Here is a 23,055-nt window from a genome sequence, read left to right as displayed (position 1 = left end):
GGCCGACCATGTATTATCACGACAAACGCCTGCAATATCCCGTCCGGTGCGAGGCACCCGACCCCCTGTTCGCACGCATGCTGCAACAGGCGATCGGCGGCGTGGAGGGCGAGATCCGCGTCTGCATGCAGTATTTCTTCCAGGCATGGGGCAACCGCGCGCCGACGCCGAAATATCGCGACATGCTGCTCCACACCGCCACCGAGGAAATTGGCCATATCGAGATGCTGGCGACCGCGGTCGCGCTCAACCTCGACAAGGCCCCCGCCTCCTTGCAGGAAGAGGGTGCGGCGGACGGGATCGTCGGCGCGGTGATGGGCGGCGGCAATGCCCGTCATGCGATCGAAGGAACGCTGCACAAGCATATCCTGTCGACCGGGCTTGCCGCGCACCCCTCGGACTCGGACGGCGTACCGTTCGACATGAGCCATATCTATGCCAGCGGGAACATCGCCGCCGACATGTATTGCAATGTCGCCGCCGAGAGCACCGGCCGCGTGCTGGCGACCCGCCTCTACAACGCCGCGCACGACCAGGGCATGAAGGACATGCTGCACTTCATGATCGCGCGCGACACCATGCATCAGGAGCAATGGCTGGCCGTGATCGAGGAACTGGGTGCCGAGTCCTCCCTTCCCATCCCCAACTCCTTCCCGCAGTCGAAGGAGGATCAGGCCCACAATTACGACTTCTTCGTCACCTCGATAGACGGCACCTATCCCGAAGGACGCTGGACCAAGGGGCCGAGCACCGATGGCCGGGGCGAATTCACCGTATTCCGCAACGAACCGATGGGCGAGGAACCGGTCCTGGGCCCCGCCCGCCCGGACAGCAGCGCCCAGGCCGAACAGATCGGCGAGAAGCCGAAGGTCTGATTTCCAGGTCGACTCTCACGCGGGGCCGCTTCCTTTACCCCGCGTGAGGGGATCGGGCGGCCGGGTTTCGTGACGATCGCTTGGATGGGGATAGCGGGTGGATGTCATTCGACTTGGCGCTGCCCCTCAGGATGGGCGGCGACGATTTGACGGTCGTCCCCTCTCCATTTGTTCATTCCGAGTCCCTATGACAGCGGCATGCACAGCCGTTTCGAATCCCTGCCCAACCGCCGCGCCATCGTCGATCGCCGGGCCCTGGCCGAACAGGTCGCCGCGCTCGGCATCACCGGGCCGGAGGGACGGACCCACGTCACCCCAACCTTAAAGGCCGCACTGGAAGCCGGGCGGCAGGAAGTGGCGCGACGGCTGTCACTTCATCCGTCGCGCGGGTTGGAGGCAGCGGCAGCGCAGGCGTATCTGACCGACCAGATATTGAAGCTGCTGTTCGAATTCACCACCGAGACGCTCTATCCGCTGAGCAACCCGACGGCGGGCGAGCGGCTTACCCTGATTGCAGTGGGCGGCTATGGCCGGGGCGAGATGGCCCCCTATTCGGATGTCGATATCGGCTTCCTCACCCCCTTCAAGCAGACGCCCCATGCCGAACAGGTCATCGAGTCGATGCTCTATTCGCTCTGGGATCTGGGGTTGAAGGTCGGCCATTCCAGCCGTTCGATCGACGAGATGATCCGCCAGGCGCGCGCCGACGTGACGGTGCGCACCGCGCTGCTCGAAGGGAGGTTCCTGTGCGGCGATCAGGCACTGTACGAAGAGGCTTCGCGCCGCTTCAAGGCGGAAATCCAGACCGATACGCACCGCCAATTCATCGCCGACAAGCTGGCCGAGCGCGACCTGCGCCATCGCAAGATGGGCGACACCCGCTATGTCGTCGAACCGAACGTCAAGGAGGGCAAGGGCGGCCTGCGCGATCTGCACGCGCTCTTCTGGATCGGCAAATATGTCTATGACGTGGACCGCGCCGCCGATCTGATCGATCGCGGGCTGTTCACCCGCGAGGAATATCGGCAATTCCACCGCGCCGACAATTTCCTGTGGGCGGTACGCTGCCACCTCCACACCATCACGGGCCGCGCCGAGGACCGGCTGACCTTCGACGTGCAGCGCCAGATCGCCGAGCGGATGCGCTTCTCCGACCGGCCGGGCAAGGCCAAGGTCGAGCGGTTCATGCAGCTCTATTTCCTCCAAGTGAAGACGGTGGGCGCGCTGACGGGCGCGTTCCTGGCGCATCTGGACGAGCGGTTCGCGGCGCGCGGGCATCGCTTCGGCCTGCCCACAATCCGCCGCCGCCCGCGCCGATTGAACGGCTTCGTGCTGGATCGCGGACGCCTGGCGCTTCCCCGCGACGACTTCTTCCAGGAAGATCCGGTGCGGTTGATCGAGATCTTTCAGCTTGCCGACCGTTACGAGCTGGAGGTCCATCCGCTGGCGGTGCGGGCGGCGTCGCGCGACGCCAAGCTCGTCGATGACGTCCGCCGGGATCCGCGCGCCAACGCGCTGTTCCTGGACGTGCTGACCAGCCCCCGCGACCCCGAACTCGTTCTGCGCTGGATGAACGAAGCGGGCGTCTTCGGCCGTTTCGTGCCCGATTTCGGCCGGGTCGTCGCGCAGATGCAGTTCGACATGTATCATCATTATACGGTGGACGAGCACACCATCCGCGCGCTCGGCCTGCTCGCCCGGATCGAGCGGCAGGAACTGCTCGACGAACATCCCGTCGCTTCTGCAATCATCGGGCAGATCGTGTCGCGGCGCGTGCTTTATGTTGCGGTGCTGCTCCACGACATCGCCAAGGGACGCGGTGGCGATCACTCGATCCTGGGGGCGGAGGTGGCGGAGCGCCTCTGTCCGCGGCTGGGCCTGACCGATGCCGAGACGGAGACGGTCGCGTGGCTGGTCCGCTGGCACCTGCTGATGTCGGCGACCGCGTTCAAGCGCGACCTGTCGGACTTCAAGACGATCCTGGATTTCTGCGAAACGGTGCAAAGCCCAGAGCGCCTGAGGCTGTTGCTGGTCCTGACCATCGTCGACATTCGCGCGGTGGGGCCAGGCACTTGGAATGGCTGGAAGCGCCAGTTGCTTGCCGATCTGTACGAAGCGGCGGAGGAAGTCCTGCGGCTTGGCCACAAACAGCGCGGCCGGACCGAGCGGATCACCATCAAACAGGCGCGCCTGCGTGAAACGCTGGCCTGGCCGGAGGAACAGTTCGCTGCGCTGGTCCGGCGGCTGCCCGAAGCCTATTGGATCGCCGAGCCCGAGGATGTCCTGGCCCATAACGCCCGCCAGATGGCGGCCGCAGGCGATGCGCAACTGTCGATCGATGCGCAGGTCTATGGCGAACGCGGCGCGACTTTGGTGTCCATCTATGCCGCGGACCATCCGGGCCTGTTCTACCGCATCGCGGGTGCGATCCATGTCGCGGGCGGCAACATCATCGATGCGCGCATCCATACGACGCGGGACGGCATGGCGATCGACAATTTCCTAGTGCAGGATCCGCTGGGCCGCCCCTTCGACGATCCGGGCCAGCTTTCGCGCCTGCGCCGCGCGATCGAGGATGCGCTGGCCAATCGCAACAAGCTGTCGGACCGGCTGGTCGCCAAGCCCTCAGTCCGGCCCCGCGCCGACGCCTTCCCGATCGCACCCAATGTCCTGATCGACAATCGCGCGTCGAACCGCTTCACCGTGGTCGAGGTCCATGCGCGGGACCGCCCGGCGCTACTCAACCAGCTCGCCCATGCGCTGTTCCAGTCGAAGGTGACGATCCATTCGGCCCATGTCGCGACCTATGGCGAACGGGCGGTCGACGTCTTCTACCTAACCGACCTGACCGGCGACCAGATCACCAATGGCGGGCGGTTGAAGACGCTGGAGAAGCGCCTGCTGGGCGCCGCGGCGGGAGAGGCGATCGAGTTGGCCGCCTGATCCACTATTCGGTCGCCCGAAGAATAGCGGGCCGGGGCGAGCCATGTGTCGAGTTGATCGGATCAGACCGGAAATCCGACACTTGCCTCGCATTCCCGGCTCGGCCAGTCTGACGGCATGATCCTTCCTTTGCTTCTCGCCGCCGCCGCGACGCCGACCGCCGCCCCCTCCCCCGCCCGTCTGAAAGCCGATGTGGAGGCGCTGGTCGGCTTCGGCACGCGCCACACATTGTCGACCACGAACGATCCCAAGCGTGGCATCGGCGCGGCGCGCGACTGGGCAGCCCGCCAGTTCGAGACGATCGCGCAAGGCTGCAACGGCTGTATCTCCGTTGAGCGGATCAACCGCCGCTTCACCGGCCCGCGCGCGCCGAATGGCGTGATGGTGGAGGATGTGCTGGGCATTCAGCGCGGGCGCGATCCCTCGCGCGTGGTCATCGTCGGCGCGCATATCGACAGCCGGGTGACCGATGTGATGGACGCGACCTCCGACGCGCCGGGGGCCAATGACGATGCCTCGGGCGTCGCGCTGGTGCTGGAGGCCGCGCGCCAGCTGTCGAAACGACAGTTCGACGCGACCATCGTCTACGCGGTCTTCTCGGGCGAGGAACAGGGGCTATGGGGCGCGACCCTGCTCGCCGACACGGCCAAGGCCCGCAACTGGCGGGTCTCGGCGATGCTCAACAACGACATCGTGGGCAACACCATCGGCCAGGGCGGCGTGCGCGAGGCCCGGTGGGTGCGCGTCTTCTCCGAGGGCATTCGCTCGTCAGAGGACCTGCCCCAGCAGTTGCAACGGCGCGGCAATGGCGGCGAGGATGACGGCCCCAGCCGCGCGCTGGCCAAGGCGATTGACGGCGTCGCGGACAAGCTTGGCGGGCTGGACGTATTTCTCGATCGGCGCCCGGACCGGTTCGGGCGCGGCGGCGATCATGAGCCGTTCCTGAAGCTCGGCTATCCCGCCGTCCGCTTCTCGGTCGCGAACGAGGATTGGGACGCGCAGCATCAGAATCTGCGCAAGGAGGGCACGACGGCCTATGGCGATACGATCGACAAGATGGACTTTCCCTATCTGGCCAGGGTGACCGCGATCAACATCGCCACCCTGTCCCGCCTGGCCGCCGCGCCGCCCGCGCCCGAGAAGGTGACGATCAGCGGTGCCCTGTCCCGCGATACGACGGTGGAATGGGCGGCGGTGCCGGGCGCGGTCCGCTACCGCGTACACTGGCGGCGCAACGACTCGTCCGATTGGACCCAGTCGCGCGACGTGACCGAGACCAAGACGGTCCTCACCCAGATTCCGGTCGACGATCACTTCGTCGGCGTATCCGCCGTGGCGGCGGACGGGGCCGAAAGCCTCGTCACCTTCGGCGGGCGCTGATCGGATCAAGTGGGATGCCGCCCCGAGGGAGTGGGCGGAGCGGCATCCCGATTACAACCCGGCGTCTCTCGGGTTGAAATCCCCCCTGGGGGAAGGCGTCAGCGGCGAGTCGTTCGGCTCCGCACACGCGCACGGCGTGGCGTCGAGCGAACCTCCTCGGTCGTGGTTGTCGTCGTTGTCGTGGTAACCGGCGCGCCTTGTACCACAATCGTGGTCGTGGTGGGAGCGGGATAGTAGTAGCCGCCATCATAATAACCCGGCTGGCCCGATGCGAGCGTGCCGACGGTCGTGGTGGTGGTGACGGTGGTGCCGTCGCGCGTTACGATCCGGCGGCCCATGGCGGGCGGCGGCGGTGGCGGCGCATAGGCATAGGGATCGGAATAATCCGGGCGACCGTCATAGCCCTCGCCGTAATCGTCCCGACCCGGCGGCATGGATCGGCGCCGATCCTCCGCCCGGTCGATGGCATAGCCCGCCGCCGCGCCGACGCCCGCACCGATCAGCGTACCGCCCAGCCGGTTCCCGCGGCCGGCGACGACATGGCCCGCGACGCCGCCCGCGACCGCACCGATCGCCGCACCGCCCAATCCGTCGTCACCGCGCCCGTCGTACCGACGCGCATGCGGCGGCGGCGGGTATCCCGCCCCGGCATAGGCCCGTGCCCCGCTGCCATCCCAATCCACCCCCGCCACGCTGTCATACACGCCGCCGCGCGGATCGATCAGGACCGCATCGTCATAATAGCGCGACCAGCGATAGCCGACCGGCGGCTGCGGCAAGGGATAGTTCGCCCAATCCTCGACAGCGAAGCGCCGGTCGTTCCAGTAAGTGGGGACGACCATGCCGCGCACGGGACGGCGATAGGCCTGCCATCCGCCCGGCGCATTGGCCCCGCCCCACCAGCGACCGCCGACCCGGCTGCCCCAGCGGGCCGCGCGCGCGGGCGGGACACCCACCGTGCTGGTCGCGACGACGGGCCGCGCCGACGGGCCGGGGGCGGCGTCGATGGCGGGACGCGGATAACGCGCCCCCGCCTGCGCATCGGCCGGCGCGCTCGCCACCATAGCCATCGCCATGGCAGTCGACAGGGCGATCAGATGCGACGTTCTCCGCATGGCGCGACGTTATTCCCCTGTATCGAGACAAAGACGTCACCCGAAACGCCTTTGCCCAAACAAGGTTTATTACCAGCGCCATAGCCTTGCCGATAGCGCCTCATCACGTCCCGAAACGGGTCAGGCGGGATCAGCGTGGTCCGGCGGCGAGGCGGGGGGCGAGAAGCGTCATCAACGCCTCGCACCCGGCCTGATCCTCTGCATCGAACCGGTCGGGGATCGGGCTGTCGAGATCGAGCACGCCGATGACCTGGCCGTCATGCAGGATCGGCACCACCAATTCCGAACGGCTGGCCGCATCACAGGCAATATGCCCGGGAAAGGCATGGACATCCGCCACGCGCTGCGTCTGAGCGGTCGCCGCAGCAGCGCCGCACACCCCCTTGCCGACGGGAATGCGGATACAAGCCGCCTTGCCTTGGAACGGGCCGAGGACAAGCTCCCCCTCGACCATCCGGTAGAAGCCCGACCAGTTGAGATCGGGCAGATATTGCCCGATCAGCGCGGCGGCATTGGCCATGTTGGCGACCGCATCCGCCTCCCCGCTGGTCAGCGCATTGAGCGCGGCATGAAGATCATGATAAAGCTCCGCCTTCGATCCGGCGGCGATGTCAAACTCGTACATAGCCCGAGTGTAGGCCGCCGACGCGCGCCCGTCATCCCCCGCCGTCGCGCTTGCGCCGGGCATTTTATTGTCCTACAAATCGGGCAAGAAAATTCAGGAGAGGCCGTTCCCACCGTGCCATCAGAGATGACGCCCGCCTATATCGCGATCGACTGGGGCACCACCAATCGCCGAATCTACGTCCTCGCCGATGACGGCCGGATGCTGGACACGGCGCGCGATGAACGCGGCGTGCTGGCGATGCGGCAGGAGGATTATCCCAACGAGATCGCCGCAATCCGGGTACGGTTCGGGAATTTGCCGATCATCACCGCGGGCATGGTCGGATCGACGCGCGGCTGGCGAGAGGCCGCGTATGTCCCCGCCCCCGCCGACCTGCCCGCGCTGGCCCGCGCCGCGACCCGGATCGCGGATCATGACGTGGTGATCGTACCCGGCATATCCCTGCTCACCGACACCCGCGCCGATGTAATGCGCGGCGAGGAGGTGCAGGTGGTTGGCGCGATCGCGGCCGGGCTCGCCCCCGCTGACGCGCTGTTCGCGCAACCGGGGACCCACAATAAATGGGTCTATACGCAGGACGGCCGGATCACCGACTTCGCCACCACCATGACCGGCGAGCTGTTCGCGCTGGTCAAGGGACACGGCATATTGGCGGGGATGCTCGATGGCCCTGTGGCGGACGGCCCGGCCTTTCGCGACGGCCTGTCGCGGGGCAGTGGGGCGTGCGATCTGACCGCCGCCTTGTTCGGGGTGCGCGCCTCGGTCCTGCTCGGCCGGATCGCGGCGGAGGACGCCGCCGCCTATGCCAGCGGATTGCTAATCGGGTCCGACATCGGCGCGGTGCCGGACATGGAGGGCAAAGTCGTCCATCTCCTGTCGAGCGGGCTTCTCGCCGACCTTTACACCATCGGGATCGAGGCACGCGGCGGTCACGTCGTCGCGCTCGACAGCCATGCCGGTTTCCTTGCCGGACTTCACGCCATTCGGGAGCATTTGTCATGACCGACCCCGCCCAAAGTTCCGCAAAGGCGCGCTTCGCCGCCGCCTTCGCCGCCTGCCCGCTCGTCGCGATCCTGCGCGGCCTGACGCCCGACGAGGCGATCCCGGTCGCCGACGCATTGGTGGAGGCGGGCTTCACCCTGATCGAAGTGCCGCTGAACTCGCCCCAGCCCTATGACAGCATCGCTGCCATCGCGGCGCACGTCGGGGACAAGGCGATCGTCGGTGCGGGCACCGTGCTGACCACCGAGCAGGTCGATCGGGTGAAGGCGGCCGGCGGCACGCTGATCGTATCGCCCAACACCGATACCGATGTGATCGCACATAGCGTGGCGGAGGGGCTGATTTCGCTGCCCGGCTATTTCACGCCCTCCGAGGCCTTTGCCGCCCTGAAGGCGGGCGCGCACGGCCTGAAACTCTTCCCCGCCGAGGGCGCCTCGCCGACCTTCCTGAAGGCGCAGCGCGCCGTCCTGCCGCGCGAGGTCGCGGTGCTGGCGGTCGGCGGGATCACGCCCGACAACATGGCCGAATGGCGCGCCCATGGCGCGGACGGCTTCGGCCTGGGCTCCAACCTTTATCGCGCGGGCAAGCCGGCGGCGGATGTCGCCGTGTCGGCGCGCGCTTATGTCGAAAAGGCACGCTGATACCGATGACCGACACGATCCGCCTCGCGCTGGTCGGCATGGGCAAGATCGCCCATGACCAGCATGTCCCCGCCATTGCGGGCAATCCGGCCTTCGAACTGGTCGCCACCGTCAGCCGCTCGCCCAACGGGGTCGAGGGCGTGCCCCATTTCCACGACATTGATGAGCTCGCCCAGAGCGACGTGACGGTCGATGCGGTGGCGCTGTGCACGCCGCCGCAGGTCCGCCACGCCATTGCCGCCGCTGCGCTGGAAAACAACTGGCACGTCTTCCTCGAAAAGCCGCCGGGCGCGACGCTGGCCGAGGTGGCGGTGCTGGAGGAGCTGGCCGCCAAGGCGAATGTCACGCTCTTCGCCAGCTGGCACTCCCGCTATGCGCTGGGCGTCGAACCCGCGCGCGAATGGCTGTCCACCCGCAAAGTGACATCGGCGGCGATCACCTGGCGCGAGGATGTGCGGCAATGGCATCCGGGCCAGGCCTGGATCTGGGAAGCGGGCGGCTTCGGCGTGTTCGATCCGGGCATCAACGCGCTGTCGATCGCGACGCACATCATGCCCCAGCCCTTCTTCATCGAACGCGCGACACTGGACTTCCCCGCCAATCGCGACGCGCCGATCGCCGCCGACGTGGCGTTCCGGACGACCGACGGCACGCCGGTCACGCTCGACCTCGACTGGCGGCAGGAGGGGCATCAGAGCTGGGACATCATCGTCGAGACGACCGACGGCACGCTCAAGCTGGCCGAGGGCGGTGCGGTGCTGACCCTGCCCGACGGTTCGACCCCGCATCGCGAAGAGGGGCTGCACGGCGAATATCCCGGGCTCTACGCCCGCTTCGCCAAACTGGTGAAGGGCGGCCGCTCGGACGTTGACATCGCCCCGCTGCGCCACGTCGCCGACGCCTTCATGCGCGGCAAGCGGCGCGAGGTGGAAGCCTTCGTGGAATAAACAAATCTCGGTTCAGCCTGAGCCGAGGGGACGGGATAAAGGAAAGGCCGGTCGTCCACTGGGACGACCGGCCTTTTTCATTTGAGGATTGGCGGAGTGCCAGTGCACCCCGCCGGAGGGATGGGGTCAGAAGTTGATCGTCGTCCCGATCGCGATGTTGCGGCCCAGCGAGTCGTAACGCTGCGGGATGGTGTTGGTGCGTGCCAGGCTGATATTGTAGGAATCCGGCACGATCGGCGCGGCCCGGTCGAACAGGTTGTTCGCGATCAGGCGCAGCGAGAACTGCTTGGCGATCGCGAAGTTGAGCGCCAGGTCGAAATAGTTCTGCGGCGCCACGCGGTAGTAGTTGGTCAGCGCCCGCTCCGGCGTGCCGCCGATCGCCGAGTCGCCCGAATTATTGGCGTTGGTCAGCGAACCGACATAGCGCCAGTTGAACGATGCGCTGAACTTCTTGTCGACCGTGGTGTAGGTCGTGCGCAGGCCATGGCTCCACTTCGGGATCAGCTGGCCGCAGCCATTGCCGTAATAGCCCGCGCAGTTGCGCTCCGGCTGGAGCGGCGAGTCCTGGCCACCGGCGGCGGTGGTTAGCGAGCCGTTGAAGCCGAAGTCCAGACGGCCGATCGATTCCAGCGTCAGCGCATATTGCGCCTGGAAGTCCCAGCCCTGCGCGATCGAGGTGTAGTAGTTGGTCGTGCCCTGGCGGATATAGCCGCCGTTGAACAGCTGGCCGGTGGTGGAGTTGCGGACGAGGCCCTGGCAGAAGAACTGGTCGCCGCCCGAACGCAGACAGCCATCGGTGTAATAGCTATAGTCGTTATAGCCGAGCGAGTTGTCGATCTTGATGCGATAGCGATCGACCGAGAAGACCAGCCCCTTGATGAAGCGCGGCTTCACCACCAGGCCGTAGGTCTGGGTGTAGGCGGTTTCCGGATCGGCGGTGAAGCCGCCCGAGCGGACCGCGCAGGCGCTGCTGCCGTTCGGCGTGGTCCCGTTGCTGCACAGCAGGTCGCGGCTGCCATAGAGTGCGTCGGACAGGCCCGTCGCGCGGCAGACTTCGCGCGATGCGATCGGCGCGCCATAGGAGACGCCGTTGGCACCATTGGTCACGGTCGGGGCGCAGAAGTCGGTGAAGGTGCCCGATCCGCCCCCGGCAAGCTCGATATTGCTCGCCTGGCGGATCTCGACCACGGTCGGCGCCCGCTGCGCCTTGTTGAACGAGGCGCGGAAGGTCAGGTCGCTGACCGGGGCATAGACGCCCTCGATCTTCCAGGTGTTGAACGCCTTGGGATTGCTGCTGTACTTCGACACGCGATAGCCGCCATTAACCTGCACCAGCTCGGCAAAGGGCTTGTGCTCGATCAGCGGGGCCTGCACCTCGACATTGGCTTCCCACACGTCCTGGCTGAGATAGGTGTCGGTACCGCCCAGCGCGTTGCGATAGGCGCTGTCCGCACGCGACTTTAGCGTGTCCTTGCGGTATTCGGTGCCCAGCGCGATCGCCAGACCCTGTTCGGCAAAGGGAGACGTGATGCCGTACTTGCCGAGGTCGCCGGTGACATTGGCCTGTACGTCATACAGCGTACCGGTGGTCTCCGAGGTGCCATAGCCGAACAGATAGTTGATCAATGCCGGGTTGTTGGCACCGGCGCTGAAGATGTCGAAGGGCACGCAGCCCGCCGCGCCGCTGGCGCAGACCGGGTTGGCCGCCGTGCCGCCGACATTCACCGCATTCTGCAGCGTGCCGGGAACGCGGAAGCCGGGCGTATAGTCCTGATGGTTGCGGGCATAGACGCCGCCGACATCATAGGTCCAGGCGTCGCCCACCTTGCCACGGACGCCGCCGGTCAGGCGAACGCCGGTGTTGATGAAGGTGTCGGGACGATCGTTATTCTCGCCCAGGCGATAGGCGAGCGTGACCGGCACGCTGGTCACCCCGGTGCCGCACCCGATCGCGGTCGCCTGCGTTCCCGACAGATAGGGGTTGCTGCAATTGACGTTGACGGTGCCGCTCGCGATCGTCGGATAGTTGGTGTACGACTTGTCGCGGAACCAGATGCCCGAGGCATAGAGCTCGGCTTCTGGCGCGAGGTCGAGCGTGGCGAAGCCGCCCGCATTCACCCGCTCCGAAGGACGCTGATAGGCATAGCCGCTGAAATAGTTGGACGCATTGCCCTGCCCCGCGCCGAACGGCACGAAGCTGCGCGTTCCGTCCGGATTGTTGACATATTGCGCGCCTGCGTTCGGGCCGGACTGCGGCGTGATGAGGCCGCTGGTCGAGCTGCTGGGCGTCAGGCCGCAGGACAGCGGACCGTTGAGCTGCAACTGGGTGAGATAGCAACCCGCATTCGAGCGCGAGGTCAGCGCGATCTCGTCCGTGTGGCGATAGTTGACGAAGCCACTGACGTGCAGCTTGTCGTCGAACAGCTTGGTGCCGGCGGTCAGCGTCAGGTCGGCACGGCCGCCGTCATTGGTCAGGCCCCGCGCGCTGCCGAAGCCCGCCGCGCGGGCCAGCGGCGACACGATGGTGTCCTTGTTGTAATGGTTGAAGAAATTGTAATTGGCGTCGAGCTGAACGCCCTCGAAATCCTTGCGCAGGACGAAGTTGACCACGCCGGCGACCGCGTCCGAGCCATAGACGGACGAGGCGCCGCCGGTCAGCACGTCGACGCGCTGCAGCAGCGAGGTCGGGATGATGCCCACGTCTTGGCCGTTCTGCGTGCCGAGGCGCTTGCCGTCGATCAGGACGAGCGTCCGTTCGAAACCCAGGCTGCGCAGCTTGATGCGCTGGCGGCCGTCGGAATCATTATAGGTCTGCTGGCTGTCGGGCGCGACCTGCGGCAGGCGGTTGAGCACGTCCTCGACATTGACCGCGGCCTGCGCCTGGATGTCCTGGCGCGTGACCGAGGTGATCGGCGCGGCGGAGGCGAGGTTGGGACGGGTGATGCGCGTGCCGGTCACGACGACATCGCCGCCGTTCGGGCTGGCCTGCGGAGTACCGGTGATCGCGGCGGAACGGGTGGCGGCGGCATCGGCGCTCAGGTTACCCGGATTCTGGTCAGTACCGCTTTGCGGCGCGTCCGCCTGGGCACCGGTGGTTCCGGTCTGCTGCGCAATGGCGGGCGCCGCGAGCATCATCGACGCGGCCGACAGGGCCAACCATGATGCGGACTGCTGGATTCTCATACATCTCCCCTTCGTCCCGGTTGATGGGTGACCGGGTGCGCGGAAATGACAATTGTTTTTCGGTATTTGGTCAATACCTAATGCATACCTATGCGCTACCCATCACGACATTAGGTCGATACTGTAACCGTAAAGACACAAATTCAAACGTTTTCATGTTTTTGCGTTCATCTGCGCGCACCGTCGCGTGTCGTCGCCCTTCCGAACGACCAGTTCCCACCGCGCCATTGATCCAATGAGTCGCATTATTGGTTCTAGATAGGTTCGGGCGGGCTTGCGAGTTCGGCTTTCCGCCCGCACAATCGCCACCGGTATCAGCAGCGCGATACGACAGATGGGGTACAGTCGAATGCAGAACGGGCGGCGGGGATTTCTGGGCGGCATGGCGTCGATCGTGGGGATCGGTGCGGGATGGGCCGTGGCTCCGGCGCGCGCCTTCGCCCAGGCGGCGGGCCCGCGCGCGACGATCGTCTCCACCTGGGATTTCGGCGCGCCAGCCAACGACGCCGCCTTTGCCGCGGGCCGGGCGGGCGGATCGCTGATCGACATGGTCGAGGCAGGCGTGAAGGTGCCCGAGGCCGATCCGAACAATCATTCGGTGGGTTATAGCGGCTATCCCGACCGCGACGGGCGCGTGACGCTGGACGCAGTCATCATGGACGATGCGGGCGGCGTCGGCGCGGTCGCCGCGCTCGAGGATACGGTCCACGCCATCTCGGTCGCACGGGCGGTGATGGAGCATACGCCACACACCTTCCTGGTCGGCGAGGGTGCGACCCGTTTCGCGCGGGACCGGGGCTTTCCGCGCGTCAACCTGCTGACCCCGGAGGCGGAAAAGGCGTGGCGCGACTGGCTGAAGACCCAGAATTATCGCCCCGTCGCCAATAGCGAGACGGGCACCTATGGCGCGGGCCGCCCGGGTACGCCCGGCGGTGCGCTCGACCATGACACGATCGGGATGCTGGCGCGCGATGCACAGGGCCGAATGGCGGGGGCGTGCACCACATCGGGCATGGCGTTCAAGATGCGCGGGCGCGTCGGGGATTCGCCGCAGGTCGGATCGGGCCTTTATGTCGAGCGCGGCGTGGGCGGCGCGACCTCGACCGGGCTGGGCGAGGAAGTCACCCGCACCGTCGGCACCGCGCGGGTCGTCGCCTCGATGCGCCACGGCATGAGCCCACAGGCGGCTTGCGAAGAGGCGGCCCGCCATATCGCCAGCCTGCGCGGCGATGCCATCAAGGGCGTGCAGGTCGGCTTCCTCGCCATGGACACGGCGGGGCGGATCGGTGCCTTCTGCCTGTTGCCGGGCTTTACCTATGCCGTGACGGACGCTGCCGGACGGACGCGCGTCGAAAAGGCGCCTTCGCTTTTCAAGGCTTAACCATCTTCACCGGCACGGGGAGGGGGACCGCCGCAAGGCGGTGGTGGAGGGGGATCGCCACACAGGAGGTCCTTGTGGAAGCCCCCCTCCGTCAGGCCTTCGCCCTGCCGCCTCCTCGTGCCGGGAAGGATTTACCCCTCCCCCCCATCGGCAATCAGCGCGTTCAGGTCGCGCAGCGCCTTGACCAGACCCAGCCCGCGCGGCCCGGCGATATAGCGCGGCGCCCAATCCGGCTGGAACTTCTCCTTATACGCCCGCAACCCCCGGAAACCGTAGAAGCGCTCGCCATGGCGGAACACCAGCGCGGCGACCTTGGCCCAGGTCGGGGCCATGCGCCGCCCGCCGACGCCGGACAACGGCGCCAGCCCGAGCGCGAACCGGGCATAACCTTCTGCCTGCCCCCACAGCATCAACTCAACGAACAGATAGTCCATCACCCCGCCGGGGGCATCCTCGACATGGCGCATCAGGTCGACCGACAGTTCGCGCTTCTCTCCGGCTTTCCAGATATTGGCGAAGGCGACGATCCGCCCCTCGACCCGCACCACCGCGCAATCGGTCAGCGCCAGATAAGCGGGGTCGAACCGCCCCAAGCTGAACCCCTTTTCGCCATGCCCCTTGGCCAGCAGCCAGTCGTCGGACACCCCCTTTAGATCGGGCAGAATCGCGGGTACCTCCGCGGCGGGCAGGATCGCGAAGCTGGCATTCTCGCGCGTACGGAAGCGGTTCAGCGTCTGGCGAAGCCCGCGCATCCGCCCACCCTCCAGCGCGAAGCCGGGCAGGTCGATCAGGGCCTCCTCGCCATATTTGATGATCTGCAAGCCCATCTCGATCGCGATCTCGAGCGTGTCCGGGGTGATCTGATACAGCATCAGCCGCCCCTGCGCGGCATCGGCCAGCGTGCGAAGCTGCCAGAGCAGATCGGCCCAGGCCGGGCGCGGGCCGACCGGATCGCCCATCGCGATCCAGCTCGTGCCGCGCACCTGATACATGACGAAGGCATCCCCTTCGGGCGAGAAGAGGAACCGCTTGTCGCCAAGCAGCGCGAGCGCGGCGTCGGTCCGCTCGGCCTGTTCGACCACCGGCAGCACCTGCGCCATGGCGGGGTGATCGGCCTCTCCCGGCGGCGCGGCGAGGAACAGCCGCCAGAGCCCCGCCGCCGCCAGCATCACCGCCACGCCCAGGCCCGCACGCAGGAAGCGCGAGGCGTCGTCGGATAGCGCGAAACGCCACCACAGCGCTTCCTGATAATCGACATGCTTATAGGCGAAAAAGCCGATCCAGCCGGTCCCGACGATCACCACCGCGACGCTGAACAGCCAGGCGGGCGACAAGGGTCGCGCGACCAGCGAGGTGCGCCGGTAGAAGGCGCGGCGGCTCATCTGAAGAAGCAGCGCGATGGTCAGGCAGACCGCCGCCTCCTCGTAATCAATGCCCTTGGCCAGCGAGAAAACCGCCCCCGCGACCAGCAGCGCGCGTGCCGCCAGGCTGGCCCCGTCGAGCCGCCGGTACAGGCCCGGCGCAAGCAGCAGCAGCCCCGTGCCGACCAGGCTGGCGGCAAAATGCGACGCCTCGATAAAGGGCAGCGGCACGATGTGGACGAGCTGGTGGACGCGCTGCGGGATGGCGGGCAGCGATCCCGACAGCAACAGGATCGCCCCACCCCCGAAACAGGCGGCGCTGAGCAGGGTCGGCGCGACGTTCAGCAGCACCCGGCGAAGATCGGTCAGCGCCTTGATCGGCCGCCGCCGCGCTTCGTCCCACGCCAATAGCGCGATGCCGAGTGCGAGCGGCACCAGATAATAAAGGACGCGGTAAGCGATCAGCGCGGCGAACAATTCGGTACGATTGGCGGGCACCGTCGCCAGCACCACAGCTTCGAACACGCCGATCCCGCCCGGCACATGGCTGACCAGCGCGACGATGATCGCCAGCGCATAGGCCAGGATGAAGGCGGGCAGCAGCTCTGGTGCCGCGCCCGGCAGCAGGACGAACAGCGCCGTGCTGGCGCAGCCCAGATCCAACGTCGCGATGCCGATCTGCGCGACCGCCTGGGCCGGGGTGGGGAGCGGCACGCTCCAGGCGCGCCAGCCCACACGCTGTCCGGGCCGCAAGGCGCAGAGCAGGATCAGCAGCAACGCCCCCGCCACCACCGCCCCGCCCAGCCAGCGGACCACCCCCTGCCCCAGCACCAGCGCATCGAGCGTGATCGGTCCGTCGTGGAACAACAAACCCAATCCGGTGACGGTGAACACTCCGAACCAGAAGGTCGCACTGGCGATCGCCACCACCCGCGCGATGTCCGGCCCGTCCAGCCCGGCGGCGGCATAGACGCGGTAGCGTGCCGACCCGCCGGTCAGCAGGGCCAGTCCCAGATTGTGGCTGAGCGTATAGCTGGTGAACGAAGCCATGGCCGCGGTCCGCCAGCGCAGCGGCCGCCCGATGACGCGAAGCGCGATCACGTCGTAAAAGGTCAGCGCGATATAGCTGGCGATGGTGAAGGCAATCGACAGCATGATCTGATGCGGATCGATCGCGTAGAAGGCCGCCCGGACGTCGGCCAACCTGATCTGCCGCGTCAGGTGATGCAACGCCGACAGGCCCAGCGCGACCAGCAGGACGACCGCGGCGACCGCCAGATAGCCGCGCCGCGCCCTGGCATAGGCGACGATCCGATCGAGCAAATGGGCCGGGCGGGATATATCCTTCACGACCTGAACCCTGTCACGACCGTCATGGCCGGATCACGCGTCATCATCTCCCCGCTCACGCACATATTCGTTTAAGGTCCAATCGTTCCGCGGTGGCGTCGCGGGACATAGAACCGGCGTCGCCCTCACCGCCTTACGGTCGCATGACAAGTTCGTCATCCCGCCTGACGGCGCCTTGATGACAGAAGCGTCATGCTTCGCCCACCCTTCGCTTATGTGGTTCAAGTTACACGGAGAGGGTGAAAGGATCGACCATGCCCGCTGTCCCAGATGCCGTGCCGCCCCGTGCGTGTCGCGTGTCCGGTTCGCCGTTCCGGTGAAGGGGCTGCGGATCGTGGGCTGGGGCGCGGGGCTGACCGCGCTGATCGGCGGGGCGGCGGTTGCGCTGCTCATGGGGCATATGCCGCTCCATGCCGGGTCGCCTGCCGCTTCGATGCTCTACGGTGCCACCTTCGCCCCGGTCGGCAACGACAGGCCGGGCCTCGTCGTCACCAGCCTGCGCAGCGAGGTGGACGATGCCGGCCTGCGCAGCGCTGTGGACAAGGATCGAGCGGCGGCGGTCAGGCCTCCCCTGCATGTCGGGGATACCATCCTTGCGGTCGACGACCGGCCCGCCACCTCCTTTTCCCTGCTACGCGAGGAAGCCTCGCGCGCAGGCGACGCGCCGGTGCGCCTGCGCGTTGCGCGCGACCATGGCTTGATCACGATCACGCTGCTAAGGAGCGGGTCGGGAGGACTGCGTGGCCAACAGGATTTTGCTGATCGAAGATGATCGCTCGACGGCGGACTATATCGCCAACGGGTTGCGGGAAGAGGGGTACCTGATCGATCATGCCGCCAACGGACGCGATGGCCTGTTCCATGCGACGGACGGCACCTATGATTGCATCATCCTCGACCGGATGCTGCCCGGCATGGACGGCATGTCGGTGCTGGCCGCGATCCGTGCGGCGGGAATCGAATCGCCGGTTCTGATCCTGTCCGCTTTGTCCTCGCCGGAGGACCGGGTCGCCGGGCTGACCTCGGGCTCCGACGATTATCTGACCAAGCCCTTCGTCTTCGCCGAGTTGCTGGCGCGGGTCCGCCTGCTGATCCGGCGCGGCGGCACGACGGGCAATGCGGTTCAGACCAAGCTGATATGCGACGATCTGGAGATGGACCTGCTCGCCCACCGGGTACGCCGCGCGGGCAAGTCGATCGACCTGCAACCGCGCGAGTATCGGCTGCTCGAATATCTGCTCCAGCATGTCGATCAGGTGGTCACGCGCACCATGTTGCTGGAGGGGGTATGGGATTTCCATTTCGACCCCAACACCAACGTCACCGACGTGCATATCAGCCGGCTGCGCAAGAAGATCGACGAAGGCTTTGCCCGCCCGCTGCTCCATACGGTGCGGGGTTCGGGCTATAAGCTGGGGGTCGAGAAATAACGCCCGCCTTCCTCCGTTCGACCACGCTGCGCTTCGCGCTTCTGGTCTTTGCGCTGCAGCTGGTCGGCGCGGGTGCGATGGTGGCGATGGTGCGCCACCTGACGCGCGGCGAGATCGCCGCGCAGGCGGAGGATGCGGCCGGCGACCTGCGCGACGAACTGGCGAGCATGTGGCTTTCGGGGGGGCAGGAGGCGGTTCGCGCCGCGGTCGACCGGCGGCTGACCACCGATCGCCTGCCGCTCTCGGTCATCTTGCTGACCGATCCCAACGGGCGCTTCGTGGCGGGCAATATCGCCGAATGGCCGCCCAATGTACCCAGCCCGGGCGCCGCCACGATCGAGATATTCCGCATCGGCCATTCGCAGCCCGAGCGGATGCGCGTGATGGCGATGCGCCTGCCCGATGGATCGCGGATCCTGGCCGGTCATGTCGTCGAGAGCGAGTTGCGCGTCGCGCGGGCGATGGAAGAGGCGATGGCGGTCGGCATGGCGGCGGCGATCGTATTGGCCGCGCTGGCCGCCTGGGCCGCGGCCCGGATGATCGAACGGCGGCTGCAGGGCACCGTCGCCACCGCCCATGCCGTTGCAGGCGGGGACCTGTCGCGCCGTGTCGTGCCCAGCGGCGGCGACGATGCGTTCGACGCGCTGGCGCAGGCGGTAAACGCGATGCTCGACCGCATCGCATTGCTGATGACCGAGTTGAAGGTCGCCACCGACGGGCTGGCGCACGACCTGCGTTCGCCGCTGACCCGGTTGCGCGCGACGCTGGACCGGGCGCTGGCGGAATGCCGGGACGAGAATGCGCGGGTCGCGGTGGCGCGGGCGCTCGACGAGGGCGACCGGCTGCTGGCGATGCTCGACACTGCGCTGCGTATCAGCCGCGCCGAGGCGGGGCTGGGTCGCGACGCCTTTGTCGAGACCGATCTGGCGGAAATGATCCGCGACGTCGCCGACATGTTCGAGCCGCTGGCCGAGGATCGCGGCATGACGATCCGCGCCGATGGGCCAAAGGCGCTGGTCGCGACGGTGCACCGCGAGTTGCTGGGCCAGGCGGTGGCGAACCTGATCGACAATGCGCTGAAATATGGCGCGGGCGAGGTCGTCGTCCGGGTCGAACCGGGTCCAGTGCTGGTCGTCGCGGACGACGGCCCCGGCATTCCCGCAGATCGCCGGGACGAGGCGTTGAAGCGCTTTGGACGATTGGATGCCGCGCGGACCGAGAGCGGTGCGGGCCTGGGGCTGTCGCTCGCCATGGCGGTCGCGCATCTGCACGGCGGCATGGTGACGCTGGAGGATAACGCGCCGGGGTTGCGGGTTCGCCTGACGCTTGCGCCGGATGTCCGTTCCGCCTGAGCGCAGCCGCAGGCAATGCCCGGCGCAATCTCCGGGCATGCGTTTCGACTTCGGTCAGCGCGAACGGAGGTTGAGGTAAAGCCCCCCTCGCCCTTGAAGAAGGGGGCCGGGACTATCCCCTACGCCCCGACATTCCCGGTCCGCTCCAGCTTGCCCCAACCGACGATCCAGCCGCCGATCGCCGAACTGATCGCGCGGAGCACGACCCAGTACATGATCTGGCGGTAGACCAGCCGCTGCGCGACCAGCAGATGCGCCGGATAGCGCACCCGGTTGCCGTCCAGGCGGTAGGCCATCCACCCGCACAGCACGTCGACCGAGGTAAAGACCAGCCAATAGGCCCCCATCTGGAACACATCGGTGTGCGTCTGTGCCCAGCCATGCTGCGCGACCCGGACCGAGGTGCCGATGATCGACAGGATCAGCGACAGGTCGATCAGCGGCGAGATGGCGGCGAACAGGATCTGAAACAGCCACGCCTGCGGCAGGCCGACCCGCGCCAGCCCCTTGGGCCGTCCGGTGCGCAGCACCGCGCGGTGCTTCCACAAGCATTGCAGCGTGCCGAACGCCCAGCGATAGCGCTGCTTGGCGAGTGCGCGGAACGTCTCGGGCGCTTCGGTCCAGGCGACGGCGCGCGGGTCATAGGTGACGCGCCAGCCCGCCCGCTGGATCGCGATGGTCAGGTCCTGATCCTCCGCCAGCGTATCCTCGGGATAGCCGCCGACCGCGTCCAGCGCGGCACGACGCCATGCGCCGACCGCGCCCGGCACCACCGTCATCGCATCGAACCCCGCCAGTGCGCGCCGTTCGAGATTCTGCGCGGTGATATATTCGACCGCCTGCCAGCGGGTGACCAGATTGACCCGGTTGCCCACCCGCGCATCGCCCGCCACCGCACCCAGCCTGGGATCGGCGAACCAGCGGGCGAGCTTGGTGATCGTCTCCGGCTCGAATTGGGTATCGGCGTCGAGCGCGATCAGAACCTCTCCCGTCGCTTCGCGCAACGCGCGGTTGAGCGCCGCCGCCTTGCCACCATTGGGCAAGGTCAGCAGCTGGACGCGCGGCTCCCCGGCAAAGGCTTCGCGCACCACCGCGCTGGTCGCATCCTTCGACCCGTCGTCCACCACGATGACCTGAAGCCCCGGATAGTCGCTGGCGAGTACGCGCGCGACCGACTGGGCGATCACCCGCTCCTCGTTATAGGCGGGAATGATGACCGAGACGCTGGGGGTGAATTCGGGCGGCACCGGCTTGGATCGGCGGCCCTGGAACCAGGCGAGCCCCGCCATCACCACCGCCCGCGCGATACCGAGCGCGATGGCCAGGTAGAAGAGCCAGGCAAGCCCCGCCGACAAGGTCGCGAGGATGACGAAGATCGCCACGTCGGTCCGCACCGCCAGCAGGTCCTTGCCCTCGACCAGCGGCATCGCCTGGTCGCGGCTGACCCCGACCAGCTGCGAGGCGGCGACGAAGCGATAGCCCTCGGCACGCAGCGTATCGATGATGCGGGGAAGCGCCTCCACCGTCTGCTCGCGATTGCCGCCGCCATCGTGCAGCAGGACGACATTGGCCGAATTGTCGGGTGTCGCGCCGTGCACCTGCTCGATCACTTCATGGACGATCTTGTCGGTGCCGGGCGTCTGCCAGTCATTGGGATCGACATGCAGTCCGACCACCGTATAGCCAAGATTCTGCGCGACCAGCGCCGGGCCGATCTCGTCGCCCGTGGTGGGCTCGGCGTCGCCGAAATAGGGCGCGCGGAACAGCGTCGTGGAACGGCCGGTATAGGCCTGGATCAACCGCTTGGTCGCGTTCAGTTCCAGCTTGATCGTCCGCTCGCCCGTCGTCGCCATATTGGGGTGGGTATAGCTGTGATTGCCGATCTCGCTGCCGTCGGCGACGATCCGGCGCAAAAGCTGGGGATGCTGAAGCGCGTTTTCGCCGATGACGAAGAAGGTGGCGGGCACATGCTCGCGCTCCAGCACGTCGAGGATCTTGGGCGTCCATTCGGCATCGGGCCCGTCGTCGAAGGTCAGCGCGATGGTCTTGGGCAACGCACCGGCCCGCTGTACGACATAGGGCGTCGGAAAGGCCTGATAGACCTCGTTCCGGATGATGCCGTCCTTGTCATATTGCATGACCCGCCGCCCCTCGGTGGGCTGTGCGGTGATGCGCAGGATTTCACCCGGCCCCTCGACATCGGTGTTCAGCGGCGAGTTGATCGTGCCCAGCCGGGGGATGACGCCCCGTGCGGTGCTGCGAAAGGCGGCGAAATCGGCCCACAGGCCAGGGTCTTCGCTACCCAGCTGCCAGAAAGCGACATCGTCGATGCCGAGACGCTTCAGCGCCTGGAGCTGGTTCCAGCTCGTCGCGGCGTCCAGCATCCAGACGATATGATGCTCGCCATTCTCGTCATAGGCGAAACCGGCATTGCCGCTGGCCGGATCGAACGTCACCTTTGCCTGGCTGTCGTGCGCCATCAGCCAGGCCTCTTCGATCGACTTGGCCTCGGCGGGTTCGGCCGGGCCGTTGCCCTTGCTGGGCCAGTCATAGGCATAGCTGCCCAGTGCGACGATCAGCTTGTCGCGCCCCACCTCACGCAACGCCTTTTCGGACGATTGCAGGAAGAAGGGCTGCGACGCGATCGGGCCGGGCGTGCCCGATTGCCAATGCTCATCATAGGCCATCAGGATCACCCGATCGACGACGCGCGCGATCGGCCGCAATTGCCACGCCTCATCCTCCGCCGGCACGGTGACGGCGAGCACGGCCCCCTTGGGCAGATGCGCCTTGATCCGCTGCAACAGGCGCGGATAGCGCGCCATCGCGCTGGCGGGCAGATTCTCGAAATCGATGACCAAGCCCGACTGGCGATTGGCCGTCACCGACTGACCGAGTTGCGTCGCCAGCTTCTCGGAGGCGGCGGGGCTGGCGATGATCCGCGCGATCGCCTGACCGTCCCATTCGTCCGCACCCAGATTCTGGACCATCGGCAACAGGCGCGGCGGCTTGGCGGCGCGGGCCAACAGGCTGGCCAGCTTGGCATCGTTGCTGATCTGCAACTGCGCCTTAGGCCCGGCGACGTTCATCAGGCCGGGGACCAGCCAGTCGATCTGGCCCATATGCGCATTGATCGAGGCCAGCGCGGAATCATTGCCCGGCGTGTAGAAGGCGATGGTCAGCGGCGTATGCCCCTGCGCCACCGATTTGCGGGGCAGCCATTCGCCACGCCGCCCCTTCAACTGCGCGGTCGGCTCCAGCGTCATCGCCTGGCGCCGCGCGAAGGGCAAGGGCAGGACGCCCGAATTGGGCACCGCGACCAGCGTCGTGGCAAAGGCGATCGCCGCGATCACCACGGCCAAGATCAGAACCCCGACACCGCGCCGCGCCCATGCGCCCCGGCGCCCGGTGGGGTCGAAAAAGATCGGGTTGGTCACGGACGTCGTTCCTTGCGGCTGGTCATCGAC

At 67.0% G+C, this 23,055-nt stretch carries 15 protein-coding genes; 10 read left to right on the top strand and 5 right to left on the bottom strand.

The genetic code is table 11. The features are described from left to right. Window positions 1–8 precede the first annotated feature (8 nt). From ACWPWT_RS10725 to ACWPWT_RS10715, 3 genes are all read left to right on the top strand, one after another. A complete protein-coding gene (locus tag ACWPWT_RS10725) occupies window positions 9–875 on the top strand; it encodes a manganese catalase family protein (protein ID WP_261270832.1) in 867 nt (288 codons plus the stop codon). 198 nt (window positions 876–1,073) lie between these two features. Continuing rightward, window positions 1,074–3,818, top strand: a complete 2,745-nt coding sequence (locus ACWPWT_RS10720) for a [protein-PII] uridylyltransferase (protein WP_454279619.1) — start codon at window positions 1,074–1,076, stop codon at window positions 3,816–3,818. A 117-nt stretch (window positions 3,819–3,935) separates the two neighbouring features. Then, entirely contained in the window at window positions 3,936–5,198 is a 1,263-nt protein-coding gene (locus tag ACWPWT_RS10715) for a M20/M25/M40 family metallo-hydrolase (protein WP_454279618.1), read from the top strand. Between the two features lie 98 nt (window positions 5,199–5,296). Here ACWPWT_RS10715 and ACWPWT_RS10710 read toward each other — a convergent pair whose 3' ends face one another. Then, entirely contained in the window at window positions 5,297–6,313 is a 1,017-nt protein-coding gene (locus ACWPWT_RS10710) for an RcnB family protein (RefSeq protein WP_454279617.1), read from the bottom strand. A 130-nt stretch (window positions 6,314–6,443) separates the two neighbouring features. Beyond that, a complete protein-coding gene (locus ACWPWT_RS10705) occupies window positions 6,444–6,938 on the bottom strand; it encodes a GAF domain-containing protein (RefSeq protein ID WP_454279916.1) in 495 nt (164 codons plus the stop codon). 114 nt (window positions 6,939–7,052) lie between these two features. On the opposite strand from ACWPWT_RS10705, the gene ACWPWT_RS10700 reads away from it, so the two are divergent. The 3 genes from ACWPWT_RS10700 to ACWPWT_RS10690 are packed head-to-tail and all read left to right on the top strand — an operon-like array spanning window position 7,053 to window position 9,531. Continuing rightward, window positions 7,053–7,943 (top strand): 2-dehydro-3-deoxygalactonokinase, encoded by an 891-nt coding sequence (locus ACWPWT_RS10700; RefSeq protein WP_454279616.1) that lies wholly within the window; start codon window positions 7,053–7,055, stop codon window positions 7,941–7,943. Continuing rightward, entirely contained in the window at window positions 7,940–8,584 is a 645-nt protein-coding gene (locus ACWPWT_RS10695) for a 2-dehydro-3-deoxy-6-phosphogalactonate aldolase (protein WP_454279615.1), read from the top strand. The genes ACWPWT_RS10700 and ACWPWT_RS10695 overlap by 4 nt, the downstream gene beginning before the upstream one ends. 5 nt (window positions 8,585–8,589) lie before the next feature. Then, window positions 8,590–9,531: a Gfo/Idh/MocA family protein gene (locus tag ACWPWT_RS10690; RefSeq protein WP_454279614.1), complete on the top strand. Its 942-nt coding sequence runs from the start codon at window positions 8,590–8,592 to the stop codon at window positions 9,529–9,531. Window positions 9,532–9,657: 126 nt separating this feature from the next. Here ACWPWT_RS10690 and ACWPWT_RS10685 read toward each other — a convergent pair whose 3' ends face one another. Then, a complete protein-coding gene (locus tag ACWPWT_RS10685) occupies window positions 9,658–12,714 on the bottom strand; it encodes a TonB-dependent receptor domain-containing protein (RefSeq protein WP_454279613.1) in 3,057 nt (1,018 codons plus the stop codon). Between the two features lie 349 nt (window positions 12,715–13,063). Here ACWPWT_RS10685 and ACWPWT_RS10680 point away from each other — a divergent pair, with 349 nt between their 5' ends. Then, window positions 13,064–14,095 carry a N(4)-(beta-N-acetylglucosaminyl)-L-asparaginase gene (locus ACWPWT_RS10680; protein WP_454279612.1) on the top strand — a complete coding sequence of 344 codons (1,032 nt, stop codon included), beginning with the start codon at window positions 13,064–13,066 and terminating at the stop codon, window positions 14,093–14,095. A gap of 131 nt (window positions 14,096–14,226) precedes the next feature. Here the strand turns inward: ACWPWT_RS10680 and mprF are convergent, their stop codons facing one another. Beyond that, a complete protein-coding gene (gene mprF / locus ACWPWT_RS10675) occupies window positions 14,227–16,806 on the bottom strand; it encodes a bifunctional lysylphosphatidylglycerol flippase/synthetase MprF (protein ID WP_454279611.1) in 2,580 nt (859 codons plus the stop codon). A 289-nt stretch (window positions 16,807–17,095) separates the two neighbouring features. On the opposite strand from mprF, the gene ACWPWT_RS10670 reads away from it, so the two are divergent. From ACWPWT_RS10670 to ACWPWT_RS10660, 3 genes are all read left to right on the top strand, one after another. Beyond that, window positions 17,096–17,578, top strand: coding sequence for a hypothetical protein (locus ACWPWT_RS10670; protein WP_454279610.1), 483 nt, complete (start codon window positions 17,096–17,098; stop codon window positions 17,576–17,578). Continuing rightward, the gene (locus ACWPWT_RS10665; RefSeq protein WP_454279609.1) at window positions 17,547–18,236 is read left to right on the top strand and encodes a winged helix-turn-helix domain-containing protein; all 690 of its coding nucleotides are present in this window, start codon (window positions 17,547–17,549) and stop codon (window positions 18,234–18,236) included. Before ACWPWT_RS10670 ends, ACWPWT_RS10665 begins: the two co-directional genes overlap by 32 nt. A gap of 86 nt (window positions 18,237–18,322) precedes the next feature. Then, entirely contained in the window at window positions 18,323–19,588 is a 1,266-nt protein-coding gene (locus ACWPWT_RS10660; protein ID WP_454279608.1) for a sensor histidine kinase, read from the top strand. A gap of 119 nt (window positions 19,589–19,707) precedes the next feature. On the opposite strand, the gene ACWPWT_RS10655 is transcribed toward ACWPWT_RS10660, so the two are convergent. After that, entirely contained in the window at window positions 19,708–23,025 is a 3,318-nt protein-coding gene (locus ACWPWT_RS10655; RefSeq protein ID WP_454279607.1) for a glycosyltransferase, read from the bottom strand. Between the last annotated feature and the right edge of the window lie 30 nt (window positions 23,026–23,055).

The organism is Sphingomonas sp. Marseille-Q8236, from assembly GCF_965112005.1.
The sequence above is the reverse complement of the archived record's forward strand: the minus strand, read 5'-3'. Positions and strand labels throughout refer to the sequence as shown.

Excerpts from the sequence above, each read along its gene's own strand:
- ACWPWT_RS10660 (WP_454279608.1), top strand. The coding sequence starts at position 18,323 with ATGGTGCGCCACCTGACGCGCGGCGAGATCGCCGCGCAGGCGGAGGAT.
- ACWPWT_RS10705 (WP_454279916.1), bottom strand. The coding sequence starts at position 6,938 with ATGTACGAGTTTGACATCGCCGCCGGATCGAAGGCGGAGCTTTATCAT.
- ACWPWT_RS10710 (WP_454279617.1), bottom strand. The coding sequence starts at position 6,313 with ATGCGGAGAACGTCGCATCTGATCGCCCTGTCGACTGCCATGGCGATG.
- ACWPWT_RS10720 (WP_454279619.1), top strand. The coding sequence starts at position 1,074 with ATGCACAGCCGTTTCGAATCCCTGCCCAACCGCCGCGCCATCGTCGAT.
- ACWPWT_RS10680 (WP_454279612.1), top strand. The coding sequence starts at position 13,064 with ATGCAGAACGGGCGGCGGGGATTTCTGGGCGGCATGGCGTCGATCGTG.
- ACWPWT_RS10690 (WP_454279614.1), top strand. The coding sequence starts at position 8,590 with ATGACCGACACGATCCGCCTCGCGCTGGTCGGCATGGGCAAGATCGCC.
- ACWPWT_RS10695 (WP_454279615.1), top strand. The coding sequence starts at position 7,940 with ATGACCGACCCCGCCCAAAGTTCCGCAAAGGCGCGCTTCGCCGCCGCC.
- ACWPWT_RS10685 (WP_454279613.1), bottom strand. The coding sequence starts at position 12,714 with ATGAGAATCCAGCAGTCCGCATCATGGTTGGCCCTGTCGGCCGCGTCG.
- ACWPWT_RS10725 (WP_261270832.1), top strand. The coding sequence starts at position 9 with ATGTATTATCACGACAAACGCCTGCAATATCCCGTCCGGTGCGAGGCA.
- ACWPWT_RS10715 (WP_454279618.1), top strand. The coding sequence starts at position 3,936 with ATGATCCTTCCTTTGCTTCTCGCCGCCGCCGCGACGCCGACCGCCGCC.